Source organism: Aeromonas dhakensis (genome assembly GCF_002285935.1).
GTDB lineage: Bacteria > Pseudomonadota > Gammaproteobacteria > Enterobacterales > Aeromonadaceae > Aeromonas > Aeromonas dhakensis.
In genome coordinates this window covers 2,205,873-2,228,769 of record NZ_CP023141.1, presented here as the reverse complement: position 1 = coordinate 2,228,769, position 22,897 = coordinate 2,205,873, and the positions used below count along the sequence as shown (strand labels likewise).

The 22,897-nt window shown below is 62.9% G+C and carries 17 protein-coding genes; 11 read left to right on the top strand and 6 right to left on the bottom strand.

Features of this window, described 5'->3' with window-relative positions; genetic code table 11:
* Nucleotides 1–269: 269 nt before the first annotated feature.
* Together CK627_RS22835 and CK627_RS10780 are read left to right on the top strand one after the other, a co-directional pair.
* A complete protein-coding gene (locus CK627_RS22835) occupies nucleotides 270–419 on the top strand; it encodes a hypothetical protein (RefSeq protein WP_017765716.1) in 150 nt (49 codons plus the stop codon).
* Nucleotides 419–1,762, top strand: coding sequence for an APC family permease (locus CK627_RS10780; protein WP_065016933.1), 1,344 nt, complete (start codon nucleotides 419–421; stop codon nucleotides 1,760–1,762). The genes CK627_RS22835 and CK627_RS10780 overlap by 1 nt, the downstream gene beginning before the upstream one ends.
* 93 nt (nucleotides 1,763–1,855) lie before the next feature.
* On the opposite strand, the gene CK627_RS10775 is transcribed toward CK627_RS10780, so the two are convergent.
* Complete coding sequence (locus CK627_RS10775) at nucleotides 1,856–2,236, bottom strand: hypothetical protein (protein ID WP_065016932.1); 381 nt, start codon at nucleotides 2,234–2,236, stop codon at nucleotides 1,856–1,858.
* 248 nt (nucleotides 2,237–2,484) lie between these two features.
* Here CK627_RS10775 and CK627_RS10770 point away from each other — a divergent pair, with 248 nt between their 5' ends.
* From CK627_RS10770 to CK627_RS10740, 7 genes are all read left to right on the top strand, one after another.
* Complete coding sequence (locus tag CK627_RS10770; protein ID WP_010633351.1) at nucleotides 2,485–3,639, top strand: sodium dependent phosphate pump; 1,155 nt, start codon at nucleotides 2,485–2,487, stop codon at nucleotides 3,637–3,639.
* A gap of 159 nt (nucleotides 3,640–3,798) precedes the next feature.
* Nucleotides 3,799–4,269, top strand: coding sequence for a BamJ family beta-barrel-assembly machinery protein (gene bamJ, locus CK627_RS10765; protein WP_010633350.1), 471 nt, complete (start codon nucleotides 3,799–3,801; stop codon nucleotides 4,267–4,269).
* 310 nt (nucleotides 4,270–4,579) lie between these two features.
* Nucleotides 4,580–5,347 carry a DODA-type extradiol aromatic ring-opening family dioxygenase gene (locus CK627_RS10760; protein ID WP_095592321.1) on the top strand — a complete coding sequence of 256 codons (768 nt, stop codon included), beginning with the start codon at nucleotides 4,580–4,582 and terminating at the stop codon, nucleotides 5,345–5,347.
* Between the two features lie 236 nt (nucleotides 5,348–5,583).
* Entirely contained in the window at nucleotides 5,584–10,467 is a 4,884-nt protein-coding gene (locus tag CK627_RS10755) for a PAS domain S-box protein (protein WP_095592320.1), read from the top strand.
* 11 nt (nucleotides 10,468–10,478) lie between these two features.
* Entirely contained in the window at nucleotides 10,479–11,411 is a 933-nt protein-coding gene (locus CK627_RS10750) for a diguanylate cyclase (RefSeq protein WP_095592319.1), read from the top strand.
* A gap of 186 nt (nucleotides 11,412–11,597) precedes the next feature.
* Nucleotides 11,598–14,852, top strand: a complete 3,255-nt coding sequence (locus tag CK627_RS10745; RefSeq protein WP_095592318.1) for a response regulator — start codon at nucleotides 11,598–11,600, stop codon at nucleotides 14,850–14,852.
* Between the two features lie 187 nt (nucleotides 14,853–15,039).
* Nucleotides 15,040–15,717, top strand: coding sequence for a Crp/Fnr family transcriptional regulator (locus CK627_RS10740; protein ID WP_043159657.1), 678 nt, complete (start codon nucleotides 15,040–15,042; stop codon nucleotides 15,715–15,717).
* A gap of 126 nt (nucleotides 15,718–15,843) precedes the next feature.
* Here CK627_RS10740 and tsgA read toward each other — a convergent pair whose 3' ends face one another.
* From tsgA to CK627_RS10725, 3 genes are all read right to left on the bottom strand, one after another.
* Nucleotides 15,844–17,007: an MFS transporter TsgA gene (tsgA, locus tag CK627_RS10735; protein WP_095592317.1), complete on the bottom strand. Its 1,164-nt coding sequence runs from the start codon at nucleotides 17,005–17,007 to the stop codon at nucleotides 15,844–15,846.
* 53 nt (nucleotides 17,008–17,060) lie between these two features.
* A complete protein-coding gene (gene deoD, locus CK627_RS10730) occupies nucleotides 17,061–17,762 on the bottom strand; it encodes a purine-nucleoside phosphorylase (protein ID WP_095592316.1) in 702 nt (233 codons plus the stop codon).
* A gap of 285 nt (nucleotides 17,763–18,047) precedes the next feature.
* Nucleotides 18,048–18,428, bottom strand: a complete 381-nt coding sequence (locus CK627_RS10725) for a hypothetical protein (RefSeq protein WP_167385316.1) — start codon at nucleotides 18,426–18,428, stop codon at nucleotides 18,048–18,050.
* Between the two features lie 529 nt (nucleotides 18,429–18,957).
* On the opposite strand from CK627_RS10725, the gene CK627_RS22570 reads away from it, so the two are divergent.
* Nucleotides 18,958–19,449 (top strand): hypothetical protein, encoded by a 492-nt coding sequence (locus tag CK627_RS22570; protein WP_157737171.1) that lies wholly within the window; start codon nucleotides 18,958–18,960, stop codon nucleotides 19,447–19,449.
* Nucleotides 19,450–19,605: 156 nt separating this feature from the next.
* On the opposite strand, the gene CK627_RS10720 is transcribed toward CK627_RS22570, so the two are convergent.
* Nucleotides 19,606–21,186: an ATP-binding cassette domain-containing protein gene (locus tag CK627_RS10720; protein ID WP_095592314.1), complete on the bottom strand. Its 1,581-nt coding sequence runs from the start codon at nucleotides 21,184–21,186 to the stop codon at nucleotides 19,606–19,608.
* A gap of 404 nt (nucleotides 21,187–21,590) precedes the next feature.
* On the opposite strand from CK627_RS10720, the gene CK627_RS10715 reads away from it, so the two are divergent.
* Nucleotides 21,591–22,493 carry a hypothetical protein gene (locus CK627_RS10715; RefSeq protein ID WP_095592313.1) on the top strand — a complete coding sequence of 301 codons (903 nt, stop codon included), beginning with the start codon at nucleotides 21,591–21,593 and terminating at the stop codon, nucleotides 22,491–22,493.
* A gap of 100 nt (nucleotides 22,494–22,593) precedes the next feature.
* Here the strand turns inward: CK627_RS10715 and CK627_RS10710 are convergent, their stop codons facing one another.
* Nucleotides 22,594–22,842: a hypothetical protein gene (locus CK627_RS10710; RefSeq protein ID WP_010633338.1), complete on the bottom strand. Its 249-nt coding sequence runs from the start codon at nucleotides 22,840–22,842 to the stop codon at nucleotides 22,594–22,596.
* Nucleotides 22,843–22,897 lie beyond the last annotated feature (55 nt).

Genomic DNA, 22,897 nt, shown 5'->3' with positions numbered 1-22,897 from the left:
CGGCTCCGCTCGCACCCCTGTCAGCACAGGCTGCCAGCCGGGGGCGCAACCCCGACCTGACCCAGGTCAACAAAATCCCCTGACGGGGGCATTTTTGCTTGTGTCCTCCCCCCCCTGAGGGCACAATACGCCGCCCCTGAGAGCCGATGTTTTTTGCAACATCGGTTCTTCGTTTTTAAGGGGTAAACCACATTCACCAAGAGGCCGGACTTTGTACCGGAATTGATACCGAGATTGCCAGGCAATCTCCCGACGTTGTGAGGAAATACATGGGGCATTTCATTGCTTTCCTGCCGGTCCCCGCCGGCGTGCGCCACTTGTCTGTGCCACAGACCGGCGCCCCCTGTGTCCAGCGACGCGCTGCGTCCCTGATCCCGTCCCCCTTCGCCGCCCTGGCGATCACAGAGGAGAAAGCGTGATGGCCGGTGCCAAGCTGCTCAAGACGCTCACCCTCTTCCAGGTAGTGGTGATGGGTCTGGCTTACCTCACACCCATGGCGGTATTCGATACCTTCGCCATCGTCGGTGACATTACCGAAGGCCGCGTCGCCACCGCCTATCTGCTGGCGCTCGGCGGCATCCTGCTGACCGCCATCAGCTACGGCCACCTGGTGCGCAAGTTCCCCTCCGCGGGCTCTGCCTATACCTACGCCCAGAAGGTGTTCAACCCCTACATCGGCTTCATGGTCGGCTGGTCTTCCCTGCTCGACTACATGTTCATGCCGATGATCAACATCCTGCTGGCCAAGATCTACCTGACCGCCATGTTCCCCGGCGTCGAGCCCTGGATCTTCATCTTCGGTCTGGTGACCGTGATGACTTTCCTGAACCTGCGCGGCATCAACCTGGTGGCCAACTTCAACGGCGTCATCGTCTTCATCCAGCTGGCCATCATCACCGTCTTCCTCGGTCTGATGGGCTGGGGTATCTATCAGGGTGAAGGGGCTGCAACCCTGCTGAGCAGCCGTCCGTTCCACTTCGAGAGCGCCAGCATGGTGCCGCTCTTTACCGGCGCGACCATTCTCTGCTTCTCGTTCCTGGGCTTCGACGGTTTGAGCTCCCTCTCCGAAGAGACCCCGAACGCCGGCAAGGTGATCCCGCGCGCCATCGTGCTGACTGCGCTCATCGGCGGCATCATCTTTGTCACCGTCTCCTACTTCCTGCAGCTCTACTTCCCGGATCTGGCCCGCTTCAAGGAACCGGACGCCGTGCTGCCGGAGATCGCCCTCTACGTCGGCGGCACCCTGTTCCAGAGCGTGGTGCTGGTGTGCACCACAGTAGCCGTGCTGGCCTCCGGCATGGCCGCCCACGCCGGCGTGTCGCGCATCCTCTACGTGATGGGGCGCGATCGGATGATCCCGGAGCGGGTATTCGGCTACATCCACCCGAAATACCGCACCCCGGCCATCAACGTGCTGATGGTGGGTGCCCTGGCCCTCTCCGCAGTGTCGTTCGATCTGGACATGGCGCTGGCGCTGGTGAACTTCGGTGCCCTGGTGGCCTTCACCTTCGTCAACCTGTCGGTCATCGGTCAGTTCTGGGTGCGCGAGAAGCGCAACAAGAGCCTCAAGGAGCACCTGCTGTTCCTGCTGCTGCCGCTGCTGGGCGCCGCCACCATAGGTGCGCTCTGGATCAACCTGGAGCAGAGCTCGCTGGAGCTGGGCCTGATCTGGGCCGGCCTCGGCGTCACCTACCTGTTCCTGCGCCTCGCGGTGTTCCGCATCCCCTTCCGTCAGTACGAAGAGGCGGCCGACTCGCAGTAAGCGGCCAGCGCCAACCAAGCAGAAGGGGAGCCATGGCTCCCCTTCTTGCTGTGCACGCCGCGCTCGCGGCCCCACCTAGAGCGGGCAGGCTGATCAGCCCTGATTGATCACCGCGGTGGCAGCCGCCTTGAGCGGATCCTTGGCCACCGCCTTCACATCCTGCTGGGTCTGCTTGAGCTGCTGGCCGGCCTGATTGACCTTCTGCTGGGTCCCCTGCAGCTGGCTCTTGCCCTCCTTGAGGCCGGCGCTCTTCTGCTCCAGCACATCCGTGGTGTGCTTCTTCACCTCGGCCCCGGCCTTCTCTTTCTGCTGGCGCACCAGCTTGTCGGTATCACAGCGCCCCTTGACCCCCAGGGTCGCATTGAGCGCCTCGTTCTTCATTGCCTTGTCGAGGTTGCACTCGGATTTCAACACGCTCGCCTGGGCACCGACAGACAGCAGACCCAGTGACAGACACAACACCCATGCACGCATAACAACACCACGCTGGTTGAGATAAGAAAGACCGCAGCATAACGCCCTGTCCCCCGGCTGCAAGCCGTCAGACACATTCGCAGCCAAACGGGGCGAGATCCCGGCCCAGTCCGACACCTTCTGTCCCATCTCCCCCACCCGGCCATGTCATCAAATCATCACAAAAGTGTCACTTTGTCATATTTCTGTCATGGAGCCCTGCTGTAATGCGCCCGTCCATTTTCAAGCAGACTGTCCCAAGAGGCTTCATGCACAGCACCCCATCTTTTGCACAACAGCAGACCCGTCGTACTGGCCCACTGTTCAACTGGCTCGCTGTGATCACCCTGATCTACCTGATCCTGGTTGCCGTCGGCGCCGTCTCCCACGGCTTCAAGGGCTTCTCCGGCGGCGCCGAAGGCGCGGCCCAGATCTTCGCCTTCGCCAACAACCCCTTCGTCGCCCTGCTGCTCGGCATCCTGGCCACCGCCCTGGTGCAATCCTCCAGCACTGTCACCTCGGTCATCGTCGGCCTGGTGGCCGGCGGCCTGCCCATCGGCATGGCCATCCCCATGGTGATGGGCGCCAACCTCGGCACCACCATCACCAACACCATCGTCTCCCTCGGCCATATCCGGGATCGGGGCGAGTTTCGCCGTGCCTTTGCCGCCGCCACCGTGCATGACTTCTTCAACCTGCTGGCGGTGTTCATCTTCCTGCCGCTGGAGCTGATGTTCGGTCTGCTGCAAAAGAGTGCCGAGGCGCTGGCCACCCTGCTGGTCGGCTCCGCCGACATGTCGATGAAGGGGATGGATTTCATGAAGCCCCTCATCTCCCCGGCCCTCAACTTCATCGATGACCTGGTGGCCTTCCTGCCGGGCAAAGGGCCGGCCATCGCCACCATCGTCATCGGCATCCTGTTGATCCTCGGCTGCGTCACCTGGCTCGGCAAGGTGCTGCAACGGGTGCTGGTCGGCCGTGCCAAAGAGGTGCTGCACAAGGCGCTGGGCCGCGGCCCGCTGACCGGCATCGCCTCCGGCACCCTGGTTACCGTGATGGTGCAGTCCTCTTCCACCACCACCAGCCTGATGATCCCGCTGGCCGGCGGCGGCGTGTTCAGCACCCGTCAGCTCTACCCCTTCACCCTGGGCGCCAATATCGGCACCACCATCACCGCCCTGCTGGCCGCCACCGCCATCAGCGGTGCCGGGGCCAAGCTGGCGCTGACCATCGCCCTGGTGCACGTGCTGTTCAACCTGTTCGCCGTGGTGCTCATCTACGGGGTGCCCTTCCTGCGCGAGCTGCCGGTCAAGGCGGCCGAGGGGCTGGCCCGGGTCGGCAGCGAGAACAAGCTGCTGGCGCTCGGTTACGTGGCGGGCCTCTTCTTCGCCCTGCCCGCCCTGATGATGGTGGCCGCCAAGTAACGACCACCCTGACGACGAGGGGGAGGCGCCAGTCGCCTCCCCCTGCTCATTTGCCCGTCCGGTCACATCCTGCCCCGCCCCGGCTCGCCCTGACGCCCCGGCTGGGATAAGATGCCGCACTCACTGCCCTCCCGGCATTTCACGACATAGGGATACCCGATGAAACTCGTTCTGATCGCGCTGCTGGTTGCCGGCGTCGCCTACTACTTCTACTCGAGCAGCAACAACAGGAAGCTGGCGGAAGAGAATGTGCGCAAGGGGGCCGAGTTCCTCGCCGCCAACAAGGAAAAACCCCTGGTGACCACCACCGCCTCCGGCCTGCAGTACGAAGTGCTGACCCCGGGCAGCGGCACCGTTCACCCCACCGCCACCAGCAAGGTGAAGGTGCACTACGAGGGCAAGCTGCTGGACGGCACCGTCTTCGACAGCTCGGTCGCCCGCGGCGAGCCCATCGAGTTCGGCCTCAACCAGGTGATCAAGGGCTGGACCGAAGGGGTACAGTTGATGGTGGAAGGGGAGAAGACCCGCTTCTACATCCCCGCCAATCTGGCCTACGGCGATCGCGCCGCCGGCAAAATCCCGCCGGGATCCGTTTTGATCTTCGACGTGGAGCTGCTGGGTATTCAGTAAACCGGCCAGATCCCACCCAGCGCCCGTGCTGATCTTCGATGTGGAGTTGCTGGGTATTCAGTAAATTGTTGATGGCAGGCCTGTCGCCTGCCAGCTCCCCCAGGGCCGGCCACTGCGCCGGCCTTGTTATTGGTGCTCTCCCCTCCTTCCCACCCATCACTATCAACCAATAGTGAACAGTGCTTATTCATAAAGCCGGATTGTTAACTCAAATTTCGGGGCAGATAATGACCATATCGTCAGCGGCATGTCGCCCTGGCCCACCGTTTTCGGTGCGCCTCGCACCGGTACAACGCATATGGAGTCTGTCATGTCTATCGCCCCCGTCTGGTTCATCTCCCATGGCGCCCCGGATCTGGTTCTGCGCGACCAGCCGGCGACCCATTTCCTCAAAAGTCTGCGCCTTGGCGCTCTCAAGGGGCTGGTGGTCATCTCGGCCCACTGGTTTACCCGCAGCGAGCTGCAGATCAACGTCGAGCCCAATCCGGCCCTGATGTACGACTTCTACGGCTTCCCCGAGCCGCTCTACCACATCCGCTGGCCGGCCAGCAGCCCGCTCTGGTTGCAGGAAGCGGTGAGCGACCAGCTGCTGCTGGCGGGCCTGCCCGCCGAGCCGGTGCGCCGCGAGCTGGATCACGGGGTCTGGTCGCCGCTCTCGCTGATGGATCCCGCCAGCAGCGTCCCGCTGGTGCAGCTCTCCATCCCGGCCAGCTTCACCCCGCGCCAGCTGTGGCAGCTGGGGGAGGCGCTGCAGCAGCTGCGTGCCCAGGGGATCGGCATCCTGGCCTCCGGCGCCATCACCCACAACCTGCGGGCGCTGGGGCCGGAAAACTCGCCGGTGCCGGGCTGGGCCCGCAGTTTCGTCGACTGGCTGGAGCTGACCATGGCCGAGGGCGACAGAGCGGCGCTGGAAGATTACCGCGCCCGCGCGCCGGGGGCGGTGGAATCCCACCCTCACGACGATCACCTGCGCCCGCTGTTCGTGGCACTCGGCGCCGCCGGCCAGGACAAGCCGGTCAAGCTGCACGACAGCTGGGATGGTGGCAGCCTCTACATGGGCTCCTACCGCTTTGCATAGACGCGGCGGCCGTTCAGGCCAAGGTGACGAGCAGGAGAATCGGATACAAACGCCTGCGATTAATGCTAAGTTATGTTGCAACTCATTTGATACCACTTGGGATCGACGCAGAGCGCCCCCCTTCGCGCTCTGCGTTTTGAATGCGAGATATCAGGGTTTACTTTCAATGCATTAACGCGACTCAATAGTCGTATCGGGTGTGTTCTACGTCATCAGCGAGGCAAGGAGGCTTCAGCTTGCGCAATCACCACCCCTTTTTAGGGTTGAACCGCAGTGCAGGCCTGGTATTGCTCATCGGCCTGCTGCTCTCCCTGCTCGGCACCCTCTTCCTCCATTACAGCAATGACAAGCAGGTGCAAGCCAGCATCACGGCGGCCACGGAGCACGTCGCAGATACCGTCAAGGCGCGACTCGATCTGTATCAGTACGGTCTCAGAGGGGTACGCGGCGCCATCCTGACCGCCGGCGAACATGCCTTCGACAACGAGGACTTCGTTCGTTACAGCCTGACTAGGGATGTGGACAGTGAATTCCCCGGTGCCCGCGGTTTTGGCTTCATCAGGCGAGTGAAGGATGCCGAGCTCGACGACTTCATCCAGCGTGCCCGGCGAGATGGGAGGCCAGGTTTTACCCTTCAGCTGCTCTCGCCCTATCGGGGTGAACATTTCATCATCCAGTTTATCGAGCCGCTATCACGCAACAAGGCGGCCATCGGGCTGGACATCGCCTCGGAGCCCTCGCGCCGTGAGGCGGCCCTCGCCGCTATCCGCAGCGGTGAGGTACGGCTGACGCCCCCCATCACCCTGGTACAGGCCACGGGCAAGCCAAGGCAATCCTTTCTGATGCTGATGCCCATCTACCGCACCGTGACCACTCCAGCGACTCCCGAGGAGCGAGAGGCCGCCGGGTTTGGCTGGAGCTATACCCCCTTGCTGATGGAAGAGTTGCTGGACGCCCTGCATCTGGAGAGCCCGGCCTTTCACATCAGACTGATCGATGTGACCGACCCCCGGCATATCCAGCCCTTCTATACCAGTGCCATCGACCACGAGTCGCGCAATCCGCACCACATCACCATGTCCAGAGCCGCCGAGCGGGAAATTCATGGCCGCCGCTGGCAGATCAGGCTCGACGCCCACCCCCTGTTCGTGGCACAGCTCAACCAGACCTCCCCCTATGTGGTGTTGTTCACCGGCGGCCTCTTCACTCTGCTGCTCACCCTGCTCGCGCGCATGCGGGCTCAGGGGCAACAGCAACGTCTGCAACTCATTGAGGAACAGGCCAGGCTGGCCGCCATCGTGGCCGGTGCCAGTGACGGCATCATCGCCAAGACCCTGAACGGCGTCATCGTAAGCTGGAACAAGGGGGCCGAAGATCTGTTCGGTTACCCGGCCGGCGAGGCGCTGACCCGTACCGACAGTGCGCTGTTTCAGACGGATCACGACAGCGCCAGCGAGAAGGCGCTGCTCGCCGACCTCAGGCAGGGCGTCCGGATCCCGAGCTTCTCCGCCCGGCGTCGGCACAGGGACGGCCATCTGCTGGATCTTTCCATCTCCATCGCCCCCATCTATGACCATCAGGGCAAGCTGGTCGGCACCTCAGAGACCATCCGGGACATCACGGCCCAGAAGCAGGCAGAGGCCAAGATCCTGGAGCTCAACGCCAATCTGGAACATCAGGTGGCAGAGCGCACGGCTGAGCTGAGCAAGATCAACGTGTTATTGAGCAACGTCCTGCGCTCCGCCTCGGCAATCTCCATCATAGCGGCCGACCTGGAGGGCACCATCACCCTGTTCAACGAGGGGGCCGAGCAGCTGCTGGGATACAGCGCCGCCGACGTGGTCGGCAAGGAGACCCCCGGCATCTTCCACACCCGCGACGAGATGCAGGCCCGCGGTGTCGAGCTCAGCGCCCAGTACGGCGAGGAGATCAGCGGCTTCCAGGTGTTCGTCTACAAGCCGGAACGGGAAGGGGCGGAGAGCCGGGAGTGGACCTATGTGCGCAAGGATGGCAGCCGCTTCCCCGTCACCCTGGTGATCACCGCCATCCGTGATGAACAGGGGATCAGCCGGGGCTACCTTGGCATCGGCCTGGACATCACCGACAGCAAGGCGGCCGAGAAGAAGCTGGCCGAGAGTCTCGAGATCACCCGCGCCATCCTGGACACCGCCGTCAACCCCATCATGACCATGGATCCTGACGGCCGCATTCACTCCCTCAACCCGGCCGGTCAGACCGCCTTTGGCTATCAGGCCGGCGAGATCCAGGGCCGACAGGTGCAGACCCTGTTGCAAAGCAGCGATGAGCACGCGCTGGGTGAAGCTCCCCTCGGTGCCCTCAGCGACAGTCAGCTGGCCGCCCTGATGGAGAGGGAGTTTATCGGGCGGCGGCGCGATGGCAGCGAGTTCCCGCTGCAGATGTCGATCGGCCGGATGCAGGCGGCGGGCTCCAGCATGTTCGTCTGCATCATGACCGACATGACCCAGCAGCTGGCCCAGCGCAACGAGATCCTGTCGACCCGCGATCAGCTGCAGATGGCGGCCGACGTGGCCGAGCTGGGGATCTGGTCATGGGAGCTCGGCAGCAACGCCCTGAGCTGGAACAACCGCATGTTCGAGCTCTACGATCTGCCGCTGACGCTCAGGGAGGAGGGGCTCAACTACCAGCACTGGGCAAACCGGGTGCACCCGGACGATCTGGCGGCCACCACCGCCAGCCTGAACCGCGCCGTGGCCGGCACCGGCATCTACGACCCCGTCTTTCGGGTGATGCAGGACAACGGCGATCACCGGGTGATCCAGGCCGGGGCCAAAGTGGAGCGGGACAGCAGCGGTCAGGCGCTGCGCGTCATCGGCTTCAACCGTGACATCACAGCCCAGACCGAGCTGGAGTCCCGCCTGCTCTATGCCAAGGAGCAGGCAGATGCCGCCAGCCAGACCAAGTCCTCCTTCCTCGCCAACATGAGCCACGAGATCCGCACCCCCCTCAACGCCGTGCTCGGCATGTTGCAGCTGATCCAGTACACCGAGCTCACCGCCCGCCAGCTCGACTATGTGGTCAAGGCGCACTCGGCGGCCAACTCCCTGCTGGGCTTGCTCAACGACATTCTCGACTACTCGAAGATCGAGGCCAGCAAGCTGCAGCTCGATCTGCACCCCTTCGACATCGAGCTGCTGATGCGGGACCTGGCCATCGTACTGGACGGCAACCAGCGCCAGAAAGAGATCGAGGTCATGTTCGATATCGACCCCCACCTGCCCAATCTCCTGATCGGTGACAGCATGCGCCTGCAGCAGGTGCTCACCAACCTGGCGGGCAATGCCCTCAAGTTCACCATCAAGGGCCAGGTGGTGATCACCATGGTGCTGCTGGCCCGCCATGAGCAGACGGTCACCATCCGCGTGGCCGTCACCGACAGCGGCATCGGCATCAGCGCCCACCAGCTGGAGCGCATCTTCGAGAGCTTCACCCAGGCCGAGGCCTCCACCACCCGTCGCTTCGGCGGCTCCGGGCTGGGGCTGGTGATCTGCAAACGCCTGCTCAAGCTGATGGGGGCAGAGCTGCGGGTCGAGAGTGAACCTGGCCGTGGCAGCCGCTTCTGGTTCGACATCACCCTGGCACAGGCCGCCCCCCAGTCTCTCAAGGAGGCCTGCCCGGATCTGGCACCGCCACCCTACATTCTGGTGGTCGACGACAGCGAGCTGGCGGCAGAGCTGCTGCAACGCACCCTGCTGCAGCTCGGCTGGCAGGCCGAGCTGGTCCACTCGGGGGCCGAGGCCGTCCGCCGGGTCGGCGAGGCCCGTGCTCTGGGCCGTCCCTTCGACATAGTGCTGATGGACTGGAGCATGCCGGGCATGGATGGCCTGAACGCCGCCGCCCAGATCCGGCAACAGGCCGGGCAAGACCCAGCCCCCGGAGTCATCATGGTCACCGCCTACGGCCACGAGGTGTTCACCGAGGCGCACCAGTCGGGCGCCACCCCCTTCGTCAGCCTGCTGACCAAACCCGTGACTCCCAAGCAGCTGGCAGAGGCCATCTATCAGGCCCTCCATGGCCAGGACGTCGCGCCCGCACTCCCTGCCCAGCACACCCGCCGGCTGAGTGGTCTCACCCTGCTGGTGGTGGAGGACAATCTGCTCAACCGCCAGGTTGCCTGCGAGTTGTTGAGCTGCGAAGGGGCCAGGGTGCTGCTGGCCGAATGCGGGCGGGACGGGGTGGCCATGGTATTGCAGCAAGCCCCCTCGTTTGATGCCGTGCTGATCGACATGCAGATGCCGGATATTGACGGGCTGGAGGCCACCCGCCAGATCCGGGCCCACCCGCAGTTTGCCAACCTGCCCATCATCGCCATGACCGCCAACGCCTCGGAAGCGGATCGCCAGCTCTGCCTGGCTGCCGGCATGAATGAGCATGTGGGCAAGCCCATTGCCCTCGAACAGCTGGTCTCCACCCTGCTGGCCCAGCTTGGCAAGGCTGGCCAGCCAGCCCTTGCCCAGCCCCCGTCCCCCGCAGCCAGCGAAGCCCTGCTGGAAGCGGAATCCGTCATACGCCAGCGTTTTGACAACGATATCGAGCTGCTGCAACGGATCCTGGGCCTGTTCGGCCCCGACATGGCAGAACAGCTGGAGGCCTTGCACCAGGCCATCGCCGCTGGCCAGGTCACGGAGGCCTGTCGCATATTGCACGCAATCAAGGGCAGTGCCAGCACCATGGGGGCCTGCCGACTGGCCACCCTGGCCAAGGCGCAGGAGCAGGCCCTGCTCCACGCCGACCAGTCGCAGGCCGCAGCGCTGCTGGCTGACGCCGGCTGGCTGCAGCTGTTGCAGGAGACGGTGCGGCTCAGCCTGGAGAGCCTCGACAAAACCTTCGCCCCGCCCCCCGATACCACCGCACCGCCGGCCGATGATGCCTTGTCCCTCGCCGAATGGCGGGAGGCCATGCAGCGCATCCTGACGCTGCTGGAAGATGGCAATCTGGCGGCGGTCGAGCTGACCGAGGCCCTGGCGCCCAAGACGCCGCCGCAGTTGCACGCCGCCTTTCACCAGTTTGCCGGCCTGATCGAGAATCTGGAGTTCGACGCCGCCCTCAAGTTGGGGAAATCCCTGTGCGTCAACCAATGATGGAGCCCAAGATGGTCCCCTGGAACCTGCCCACCAACCGTCGCCCCAAACTGCTGATCGTCGATGATCAGGCGATCAACATCAGGCTGCTGCACCAGCTCTTTCGCGAAGAGTGCGAGATCTTCATGGCCACCAGCGGGGAGCAGGCACTTGCCCTCTGCCGCAGCCTGCTGCCCGACCTTGTCTTGCTGGACGTCATCATGGACGGCATGAGCGGCCACGAAGTCTGCCAGCAACTCAAAGCGGATCCCGACACCCGGGACATTCCCGTCATCTTCGTCACGGCCCAGCAGGAGGAGACGGACGAAGAGTACGGCCTGGCCCTCGGCGCGGTGGATTTCATCAGCAAGCCCATCAGCCCCAACATCGTCAGGGCCAGGGTGAAGACCCACATCACCCTCAAGCTGCAGGGGGACTTGCTGCGCAACCTGGCCATGCTCGACGGCCTCACCGGCATACCGAACCGGCGCCAGTTCGATGATGAGCTGACGCGGCAGTGGCGCCAGGGTTGCCGGGACAACACCCCCCTCTCCCTCATCATGCTCGATGTCGATTATTTCAAGCGCTACAACGACCGCTATGGCCATCAGGCCGGCGATCACTGCCTGCAGGCCATCGCCGCCGTGCTGGCCGAGCGGCTGGGCAGGCCGCACGATCTGGTGGCCCGCTACGGCGGTGAGGAGTTTGCCTGCGTGCTGCCCAACACCCCCCTGGCCAGCGCCGTCCATCTCGCCGACAGCATGTGCAACGCCGTGCGCGAGCTGGCCATCGAGCACCTCGCCTCAGAGGTGGCCAGGGTGGTAACCATCTCCCTTGGCGTGGTCTGTGCCATCCCCAGCCAGACCGGCACGCCGCAACAGCTGCTGGAGGCGGCCGACCGCCAGCTCTACCGGGCCAAAGAGGCAGGACGGGCCAGAGTCGCCGCCGATGGCGAGGGGGGATGAGTCCTCTGCCGTGCCTGCCCCAGTCCAAATCAGGAGTAAGAGCGGGCCGCTGGCGAGTCCCGCCCCGCCAGCGGCCTTGCCGTTTGCACTGACAAACTGCTGATTAAAGGTTCATTGTGCGCCGCTCTTCGGTAGAATCGCCGCTTTCGATCACCATCCAACCGGCGGGAGGGGCACAATCTGGCAATGAACCTGATCCGACCCCTGCTGCTGCTCTGCCTGCTGCTGCCCCTCTGCGCCCAGGCGCTCACCCTGCACAGTCGCCCCTACCTGCAAAGCCCCCCGGCGCCCGCCAGCACGGCTGACCAGCCCTGGCTCGCCGAAATGACGACGCTGCGGGTCGGCGTGCTGCGCCACGACTATCGCCCGTTCGCCATGATCGGGCCCGATGATCACTTCGAGGGGATCGCCGCCGACTACCTCGACATCCTGGCCAGGGCGCTGCAAAAACCGGTGAAACTGCGGGCATTCAACGACACGCGCAGCGCGCTGGCGGCGCTGCGGGCCGGGGATCTCGACCTCGTCAATCTCGGCAACCTCAGCCTGAGCGGCCCCGACCAGGCGGGAATCGCCCTCAGCCAGCGCTATTTCAGCAGTGCCCCCGTCTTCTCGGCCCTCGCTGCCGAACAGGGGCCGCTGCTGCTGCCGGGCCAGCGGGTCGCCACCGTGCGGGGCTACGTGAACGAGGCCGCCTTCAAGCGCTACTACCCGGATCTGGTACTGGTCAACTACCCCTCCAACGTGGCGGCCTTCGATGCGGTCTTCTTCGGCCACGAGCCGCTGCTGCTAAGCGACCCCCACTCCCTGCACTACCTCAACAGCGAGCGCTTCGACAAGATCCGCCAGCGCAGCCAGGCGCAGCCCGCCATTGCGGCGGACGGCTTTCGCTTCGCGGTCTCGGCCGACAATCCCCGGCTGCTGGCGCTGCTCAATCACGCTCTCGCGGGGGTGAGCGACATTACCCGCAGCCTCATCTTCAACCAGTGGAACGGCCCCATCCGCGACATCGTCGAGCGCCCCAGCGATCTCTACAGCCGCGAGGAGCGCGCCTGGCTCGCCAGCGCCGGCCCGGTGAAGGTGTGGCTGATGGACGACCTCTACCCCTACGGGGTGCGCGACTACGACAACCAGCTCACCGGCATGTCGGTGGAGATGCTGGAGAAGATCAGCAAGCGCTCCGGCCTGCGCTTCGAGTTCGTCAGTTACGGCTCGGAGCAGGCGCGCAAGGAGGCCCTGCTCAAGGGGGAGCTGGATCTTATCGGTGCCATCTCCCGCCCGGTGGCCGAGGGCTATCGGCTGCGCCCCTCCCTGCCCTACGCCACCGATGACATCTATGTGCTGGTGGCCCGCAAGGGGGATGCCTTAAGCGGCGATCTGGCACAGCTCGCCGGCAAACGGGTGGGCAGCACCATCTACAACCCCATCGCCAGAGGACTTGCCGACAGCCAGGTGAGCTTTCTGGAGAGCGCCGACGAGGCGATGGCGGCGGTCAACGAGGGGCGCCTCGATGCCGCCATCGTGCCGCTCTATTTTGCCCAGCACGCGGTGGAGGGGGGCAGGCTTCAGCAGATCCGCATCGCCGGCCCCGCCGACGACCAGCCCATCCGGATGGGTTTTGCCGGCCTGCCCGCCAACCGGATGCTGATGGACATCATCGACAAGACCATCCTCTCCATCGCCCCCAACGAGCTGGCGATGATGAGTTACCAGTGGCGCAACCGCAAACTGCCGGCCCCCACCTTCATGGAGCGCAACGCCCCTTACTTTTACCTGCTGCTGGCGGGGCTGTGCGCCGTCGCCCTGCTGCTGTTTTACCGCAACCGCATGCTCAACCGGCTGGCTCGCTCGGAGCAGGCCTCCCGCCGCCAGCTGGAGGAGCACGTGCGCTTCATCGAGGCGCTCGGCGAGAGCCTGCCCCACCCCATAGTGGTGCGCGACAAGGGGGGCAAGGTGATCCTCTGCAACAGCAAGTACCTGGCCACCCTCAACGCCCCCATCGAGCGGGTGCTCGGCACCTCGTTTGCCGAGGGGCTCAAGGGGCTGCTTGGCGCCGAGGCCATCGCCGCCCTGGAGCAGGATTTTCAGCAGGTGCTGCGAAGCGGCAGCCCCATCTTGTCGGATCGCATCTTCAGCCAGCGCGGCCCGCGCCAGTTCGTCTACCACTGGATGGTGCCCTACTTTGACTACCGCGGCGCCATCAGCGGGGTGATCAACGGCTGGATCGACATCACCGAACGCAAGACCATGGAGGAGGCGCTGCGCCGCGCCAAGGAGCAGGCCGACCGCGCCAGCCGGGCCAAGAGCGACTTTCTGGCCACCATGAGCCACGAGATCCGCACCCCCATGAACGCCATTCTCGGCATGCTGGAGCTGGCGAGCCAGGATCCCGCCCTCGCCCGCCACACCGGCGAGCAGCTGCGCATCGCCTCCGAATCCGCCAACGGCCTGCTCGATCTCATCGGCGATGTGCTGGACATCTCCAGCATCGAAGCGGGCCAGCTGACCCTGGCCCCCGAGCCGTGCGAGCTGGCGCCCTTGCTCCACTCGGTGGCCCGCGCCTGCAAGGGGATGGCCCAGCAGAAGGGGCTTGGTTACCGGGTCGAGCTGCCCCCCCTGCCGCGGGTGCTCATCGACCCGCTACGCCTGCGCCAGATTGTCTTCAACCTGCTCGGCAACGCCATCAAGTTCACCGAGCGGGGGGAGGTGAGCCTGCAGGCCAGCCTCACGGGGAGCACGGAGCAGCCGCTGCTGCACCTCATCATCCGCGACAGCGGGGTGGGCATCGCCCCCGACAAGCTGCCTAGGCTGTTCAGCCCCTTCTACCGCGCCCACGACCCCTACCAGTTCGCCGGCACCGGCCTTGGCCTCAACATCGCCCGCATGCTGTGTCAGCTGATGGGGGGCAAGATAGCGGTCAGCAGCGAGCTTGGCAGCGGCACCGAGCTCAGGATCCGGCTGCCGCTCACCCCGCTGGCCGCCCCCCACGAGCCTCTCGGCGCCGCGTCACCGCCGGCCGGGCCACTGCTTGTGCCCTCCCCCCGGCCGGTTGCGCCAACCCGGCTGCGGGTGCTGGTGGTGGACGACAACCACGCCAACCAGGTGCTGCTGCGCCAGCAGCTCAAGCACCTGGGCCACGAGGTGTGCGTGCGCGGCAACGGCGCCGAGGCGCTGCAGGCCAGCCAGAGCCAGCCCTTCGATCTCGTCATCACCGACTGCCAGATGCCGCTGATGGATGGCTTCGAGCTGACCCGCCGCCTGCGCGCCCGCGGCCATACCCTGCCAATCTGGGGCTTTACCGCCCACGCCACAGCGCGCGAGCGGGAACTCTGCCTGGCCGCCGGCATGGACGACTGCCTCTACAAGCCCATCGGGCTGGCCCGGCTGCGCACGGCCCTCGCCAGCCTCGAGCAGACCAATGCCGGCGCCCTGAGCCCGGTCTGATTATCTGGGCCGGATGGCGCGGGGCAGTGCTCCAACCGTATCCGCTCCAGCCGTGTCCACCCCAGTCCTGCCAGCCCGATCCCCGTCACACCTTCGCATGCCAGTGCCGACCCGCGGCCTCTCTAGACTGGAGTCTGCCAGCGGCAGGGTGTGTAATAGCCGTTTGTTTTCAGCAGGCGCGCACATCATGCAACTCAAACCCCTTCTCAAGGGGCGCTTTCAGCCCCACTGGCAAGCCGGCCACGATCTCATCGAACAGGTGGTCAGCTCCTGCATCACGGAGCGGCGCCTGATCCCCGAGGGGGAGCCCCTGATGCGCCAGGGCGAACCGCTGCGGGATCTGGTGCTGGTCAAGAGCGGCCGCATCGCCATGGGCCACACCGCCATGAATGGCCGCCGCTTTCAGCTCGGCACCCTGGAGTGCGACCACCAGCTGTTTGGCGAGATGGAGTTCTTCACCGGCTACCGCTGCCAGCTCGACATCATCGCCGAGGAGCCGCTGGAAGTGGCCCGCATCGACGGCGAGCAGCTGGAACAGGCGCTGGTCGCCCACCCCAAGGTGGCACTCTTCTTTGCCACCGCCATTGCCATCGACTATCAGGACACGGTGGATATCTTCACCTGCCGCATGCTCTACCCCATCAGCTACAACATCGCCCTCGACCTCTATCACAGCCACTGCCACCACAACCCGGTGAGCGGCTTTCGCAAGGGGTATCAGGAGGCGGAACGTTTCGGCACCACGGACAGGGTCTACCGGCGGGCGGTGAAAGAGCTGATGGACAAAGGATGGGTGGAGCGCGGTGAGGAGGGGTTGCAGATCCGCGATCTGGCTGGGCTCAAGGCTTTTCTGGAGCAACCATAAGTCGCGGGCATCAGTCGCCGCCTGAACAGCAACAAGTGGAACAGCAACAAGCGGAACAGCAACAAGCGGAACAGCAACAAAAAAGAGGGGCGGTTTATAGCGCCCCTCTTGCTGTTTACTCCCCGCTCAGGCGAGACAAGGCTGGGGCCGAGCCATGCGCAGCGAGGCCACCAGCATGGCGAGGATCACGCCGTAGATAAGCGGGATGGCGTACATCACCGCCTGCAAGCCGATCACCTGCTCGAACATGGCGCTGATGGCCGGGCTGAACATGGCCCCCGCGCTGCCGCTGATGAGGATGTAGGAGACGTTCTTGCTCGATGCCTGCCGCACAAACGACACCCCGTAGGCGATAAAGGCGTTGTAGAGGGCCGCGCAGACAAAGCCGTAACCGTAGGTGAGGTAGGGCAACTGGCTCAGGTTGTCGGTGGTGACGATAAGCGCCGTCATCCCCATCGCCAGCGTGATGATCACCAAGAGGAAGGTGCGGATCGCAATGCGGGTCACGATGGCGGTCGAGACCAGCGCACCGAGCAGGGCCGCCGTCCAGTACTGGGTGATGATATTGCCCGCCTCCTCGAAGGGGATGCCGAACTTGTTCTTCACGAACATGGGCGCCCAGGTGAGGAAGGTGTAGAGCGCCAGCATGCCCAGAAAAAGCCCCAACCCGCCGCTGATGATGCCAAGGTTCCACTCCGAGTGCTCGTTGCCGGCGCTCTCGCCGCCCGCCTCGCAACTGCGAAAGTTGGTCAGCACCGCCACCAGCATGGTCGCCAGCGCCACCACGCCCACCGCCAGATAGCTCCAGCTCCACGCCATGGCGTGAGTCAGGGTGTAGGTAGTGACAAGCGGGAAGACCACCCCGGCCACGTTGAAGGTGGCATCCTGCACCACCAGCATGGTGCTCTGCATCCGCGCCTGCCAGACGCTCACCACCAGGGTCCCCGCAATGCAGAGCCCCACCCCGCCGCACAGGCCGATCACCGTCATGGCCGCCATCACCACATAGAGCGAGCCGGTCAGATGGAGCGCGGCCGCCGCCAGCGCGATCAGGCCGTAGCAGATCAGTGTCATCCGCTTGAGCCCCACCTTCTCGATGAGGAAGAAGGCGGCAATGGTCCCCGCCAGCGCCCCGCCGTTGAGCAGGGAGAAGATGGAGGCCACCTGATTGACGTCGGCGCCAAACTTGGCGGCGATGGGATCGATCAGCATGCCGAACTGGGTCGCAAAACCGGCCATCACGAAGTTGGCCAGGAAGCTGATGGCAGTGAGGGAGAGCTTATTGTTCATATTGGATCTCTCATAGGGTCAGGGTGCGTGCAGGGTTGGGCGGGCTGCGGCGCTTACAGCGCGGTGTGCAGCGCCAGCTCGATCATCTGGTTGAAGGAGAGTTGCCGCTCCTCGGCAGTAGTCTCTTCACCGGTCAGGCAGTGGTCGGAGACCGTCAGGATGGCGAGCGCCTCGATCCCCTGCTGATGGGCCAGCCCGTAGAGACCGGCCACCTCCATGTCGATGCCGAGCACGCCAAACTTCTCCAGCGCCGGAATGAGGTTTTCGTCCGGATCGTAATAGAGGTCGCCGGTGAAGATATTGCCCACCTTGACCGGAATGCCCTTCTCCTGCGCCTTGGTAAACGCCTTGTGCAGCAGGGCGAAGTCGGCCGAGGTGGCCATCTGGTAACCGGCGCTGCGCTTGGCGTTGGTCGGGGAGTCGGTGCCCGCCGCCTGTGCCAGAATGACGTCACGCATCTGCACGTGGTGCTGGGTCGCCCCCAAACTGCCGATGCGGATGATCCGCTTGACCCCGAAGTCGTTCACCAGCTCGTGGGCGTAGAGCACCATGGAGGGGATCCCCATGCCGTGGCCCATCACCGAGATGCGCTGGCCGTTGTAGTAGCCGGTATAGCCCAGCATGTTGCGCACATTGGTCACCTCGCGCGCATCGGTCAGAAAGGTCTCGGCGATATAGCGGGCCCGCAGCGGGTCCCCCGGCATGATGACGGTCTCGGCGAAATCGCCCGGGTTGGCATTGATATGAGCGGTCATTGTTGTTGTGCTCCAGTTTGACTCGTGTGGATGAGGGCATCCTAGCCCCCGCCCAGCCGCCCCTTGCAGGACAAAAGTCCTGTTGCCCCGATCGAGATCCCAGTTCCGACAACTTCTCCGAGGCCACCCCAGCTTGCCCCCCTTCACCGCCGCTTATCTGCCTCCGCACAACCCAACCCAGCCCTACCCTGTCCTTGCGTCACCCGTTCAGCGATAACCCCTGCGCCCCAAAATAGCGCGGGGGGCCATCAGGCCCCCCGCAAACACACCCGACAAGAAAACCCCTTACTTGGCGGCGCTATCCTTCACGCACTTCTGGACAAAGCTGTTCTTGGCCGCGCCCGCCAGCTTCTTGTCGGCCGCCGCCTTCTCGCACCTGGCCGCCGGATCCATCGCCGCGCCCGTCTTCACGCACTTCTGGATAAAGCTGTTCTTGGCCGCGCCGGCCAGCTTCTTGTCGGCGGCCGCCTTCTCGCATTCGCCGCTCACAGCGCCGGCGGCATCTTTCACGCACTTGCCGACAAAGCTGGTCTTGGCGGCGCCCGCCAGTTTTTTGGCCGCGGCCTGCGCCTCGCACTGCAACTGAGCAGCATCGTTGGCAAAGACCGGATTGGCCAGCAACACGCTGCCGCAGAGCAGGCCGAACAGGATGGCAATACGCTTCATATGACGTTCCTTATTGTGATGTGTTGGCATGGTGACCTGTTTGCATGATGATCTGATTGCAAGTAACTGTTATGACAACAGCTGATTGTTGCCGCAGATCCCCCGCCTTGCCAGCAAGGGCCACGGAGCACAGGGCACCATAGCCGCACTATAGCGCCGATTGGCTAAGCGGGATTGTCCCCGGCCAGCTCCGCCTCAACAGCAAGCCAACCCCATCGGCCCCGCGATGCTCGCCGACCCCAATCAAATCAAGGGCCATAGGAATCCCGCTATCTGTCTCTGCCATTTTTTGAGCTGGCGCATAAAACGCAGATATTCCTGATAGTTACGTCAATTTTTGACTGGTGAGACCAGATTCGATTGGCTTAACATAGCCATCCGGTGCCTATTCATCCGTGATGAGCTGCAGCCCTCGCTGGTTAATGGAGCATTTTGGCAGCTGTAATCCACGGGCGACAGTGTTGTTTTCCTGTATTAGGATGCATCACGCTGGAATTAATTAAAAAATTTACTTTGTCAGGTGTAACATATGAAAAAAATAATTTACGTCATTTTTCTCTTAACTCCAATATTGTCCCATGCGGACTGGCACCTTGCCTATAAATCAGATATTCAAGGAAATGTCACCCATGGTAATATATGCTCACTCTTGAATTATGTGAAAAACGGTTATGATGTAAAAGTGGTTGTTGATGGAGAAAATCAACAAACAAATACATCATGGCATGTATCTATAACCCCTACAGCTGTAGCATATAAAGAAAATTATGTTTATGCACGAGTAGCATCTCAGACATCTGAATACTATAACAAAGATGGGGTAATTGATTTCGTACCTACAAACAATATCAATGACTTATATCGAGCGGAAAGTATGGTCGACAACTTAGGTCGTTTAATAACCATAACATATAGTTTAAATGGTGATCGTCTGACACATAATAAAACAGTTACTCAAGTTGCAACAAAATGGTTTGTCGATACCGCATCACCAATATTAGTCAATGCCGCATGCCAATAATATTTTGGCAACACCTACGCTTTATATTCCCTCTTTTCTTTCAGTACGAATTAAATCATTATTAAATGTAATTTATCTTCCACTCTACTGAGGGGCTTGTTGTTTAAAAAGCAGCCCCTCGCACTCCCCTTGGACAAGCAATGGAAGCGTAGTTGGTTAGCCTTCCTCCCCCTCCAAGCAATACTCCCTTTCAATCCCCACCCCGGCTACAAACTCGGGATCGTGGGAGACCAGCAGCAGGGTGCCCGGATAGTCGGCCAGCACCTGAATAAGCAGCTGGCGCGAGGGGTGATCCAGATGATTGTCCGGCTCGTCCAGCAGCAACAGGTCGGGCAGTTGCGCCAGCACCATCAAGAGGCCCAGCTTTAGCCGCTCGCCACCGCTCAGCCCATGGCTGGGCGCCAGGGCGCGAGCGCCGCGCAGTGCTATGCCCGCCAACCGGGTTCTTGCCTCGCTCTCGGAGAGTGTTGGCGCCGCAGCCAACAGGTTGGCCAGCGGACTGAGGTCTAGCGCAATCAGGCTGAGCCCCTGATCGAGACACGCCATCCGGCCATTGATGCGAAAGCTGCCCGCCTCGGGCGCCAACTCACTGCGCAGCATCTGCAGCAGGCTCGACTTGCCGCTGCCGTTGCGACCGGCCAACAGACAGCGAGCCCCCCGTTGCAGCACCAGATCTACCTGCTGATCATGCCAGCGCCTATGGCGCGCCGCCGTGATCACCAGCGGCTGGGCCGCCCCCTTGCGATCGCTTTTCGCCGGCCACTGCATGACAAGCGGCTGCACCGCCGCCAGCGCGGCCGCCGCCTCGGCGCGCGCCTCCACCTGGGCACTGTGGCCCCGCTCATGGCGATCCAGCATCTTGCCAAGGGATTTGCCCGCCTGTTCCGCTTTGAAATCGAGCAGGATCCTGGCCTGGGAGCCGCGCTCGCGCCGCCCCTGACTGGCTCGTCTGGCCGCCTGTTCGCGCACCTTTTGCACGCTGCGCGCCGCCGCCTTTTCACGGCGCTCCGCCTGCGCCAGCCGGGCGCTGTGGGCTGCCTGCAGCTCGGCCTGCTGCGCCAAAAATGCCTCAAACGAGAGGCTGGCACTCTGCAGCCCCTGCTCACCCAGCTCCAGGATCTGGCTCCCCTGATTAAGCAGGCGCCGGTCGTGACTTACCAGCAGATAGCCACCACTGTGGCTGGCCAATCGCTGGCTCAACCACGCAATGCCACTGGCATCCAGGTGGTTGTCCGGCTCATCGAGCAGCAGAAAGTGAGCAGATCTCGCAAACAGCGCCAGCAGGCGCAAGCGGGTGAGCTGGCCGCCGCTCAGGGTGCTGACCGGGGCATGGGCATCGAGTCTGAGGCCCGCCTCTGCCAGCAGGTCGGCAAGATCGCTGCGCAGGTTCCAGCGATCAGCCAGCAGCTCGAAATCGTCCAGGGCGCAGCTCCCCTGCTCGATGCGCTCAAGGGCCCGCAGCGGCTCGCCCCAGCCGATCACGTCGGCCACGCTGGCTCCGTCGGCATAATCCTGCGCGGGCGCAAACTGGGACAGCCAGTTGATGGGGGTCAACCACTCAATCTTGCCAGAAGCCGCGCGGCGCTGGCCCGTCAGCAGTTCCAGCAGCAAGCTCTTGCCGATGCCGTTGCGGCCGATCAGGGTGCAGCCCGCAGCGGGCAAAGTGAAGGTAAGGGGCGCAGTGCAGGCGCCGAACGGCAGCTGCAAGGCGTTGATATGACATGCGATATGGGTCATCTGAACTCCTGTGGGCCAATACGGAAGCCGCAGGCCAAGAGCCAAGCCAAATGACAGGGACACGTGTCCACAAATGGAAAAAAACAGAGGAATCAGCATCAACCTGTCACGGTAAGACGCACCCGATCTCCCGGACGGGAGAGGAATCAAAAGCGGGGTGCGGACAGGTTAAATGCGCATCGGAGGAAGTACTCATATATCAAAGGAGCCAAGAGGCTAACCCGGCGAGTGCGGGCTGGTCAACCGCCATGACCGGGTTCACGCAGCTATGCCGCTGAATTTTCACCCACAAAAAGCCTCGTATGAAAACCAGTCGAGAGAGGCAATTCAATACCCATATGGAGCACAATTGATGACTGACTTGATCTAGACTGTGCGCTCTTTTTTATTCGGGACTCGACAATATGAAACGCGCTTTCTTCGCCGCTCTGACCATGCTGGCTGCACCTGCCATGGCCGAACAGACCATTGCCCACCACTTCGCCACACTGGAATACCAGCGGATCATTGATGGCTGCCAGATGTATCGCCTCAATACCCCGCAAGGCGCGACCCTGCTGTTCGGACACAACTTCAATGACACCGGCGTCAATGCGGAAGGAGGTGCCTCTGCCGGTACCATGGATCTCTACTCCTACATGTATTCGGACCCGAAATATCGCAGCTACTCCCTGCGGGGCACCAATAATCTCTATCAGCCCTCCACCAGCGACTCTTATACCTTTATGACCCTTTCCGTCGGGGCCGGCAGATCACCCGACAACTTCATGTTGTCCCAGCGCAAGAACATCGAACGGGCGACCTCTTACTCCAGCGGCGATACCCAGCTCTCGATGCATTTCTACGACGGACAGGATCAGCCGAAATATGACAAAGCGATGCCGAAATATCTCTCGCTGTGCGGCAGCAATATTGCCTCCTTCGACTCATTGACCAGCCTTAGACTGCGCATCGCCAGCTCCACCATCAAGGTGCAGTACCCAAGATTCAGCCAGCCTGCCGGGATCAAGGCCAGCAATGATCTGGTCAGCGAAGTCCAGCTCGCCTGGAGCAATGCCGACAACAGCGCCATCACGACCCGTCAGCTTAAATACACCCGCATCTCCCGCGCCGAGAAACTCGACAAGCCTCAAGATCAGAACTTTGTCGAGCTGGCCAGACTCGGTATCAACGACGATCGCTATATCGACATCAATGGCGACCAGAATCCTCTGATCCCGGGCAAGGAGTATGTCTATCAGGTGCAGTACTGTGACGGTTACGACTTCTGCGAAGCGAGCCCTCAGGTGATTGGCAAAGCCAATTAAGCAGCACGCTATCGAAGCAATAAAAATCCCCCGCGCTCGGGGGATTTTTATTTCCTGTTTATCCTGTTTGGCGGGCAACTGTCTGCGCCGGTGCTCGCTATCAGCGGTTCTTGAGCGCCTCCACCCTGGCGATCAGGATGGCCATAAAGCCGGAGATGATGATCAACCCGACGCTGACAGGCAGCACAGAGACGGCGTAAGGAACAACAATTGCGCCACCGACCAGAGAATCCGAGAAGATGCTCAAGGGCAGCGGCAACAAGATTAACAGTGCGATATAAACCAGCACCCTGGCGATCACCAGAGGGGTCTTGAGGGATTGCGTTACGACTCTTCGGTACGGCCACATGATGGTTTGCTCCCTGATCCGTTATTATCCGGCCATCGGCCGCCAACCCTGAGCA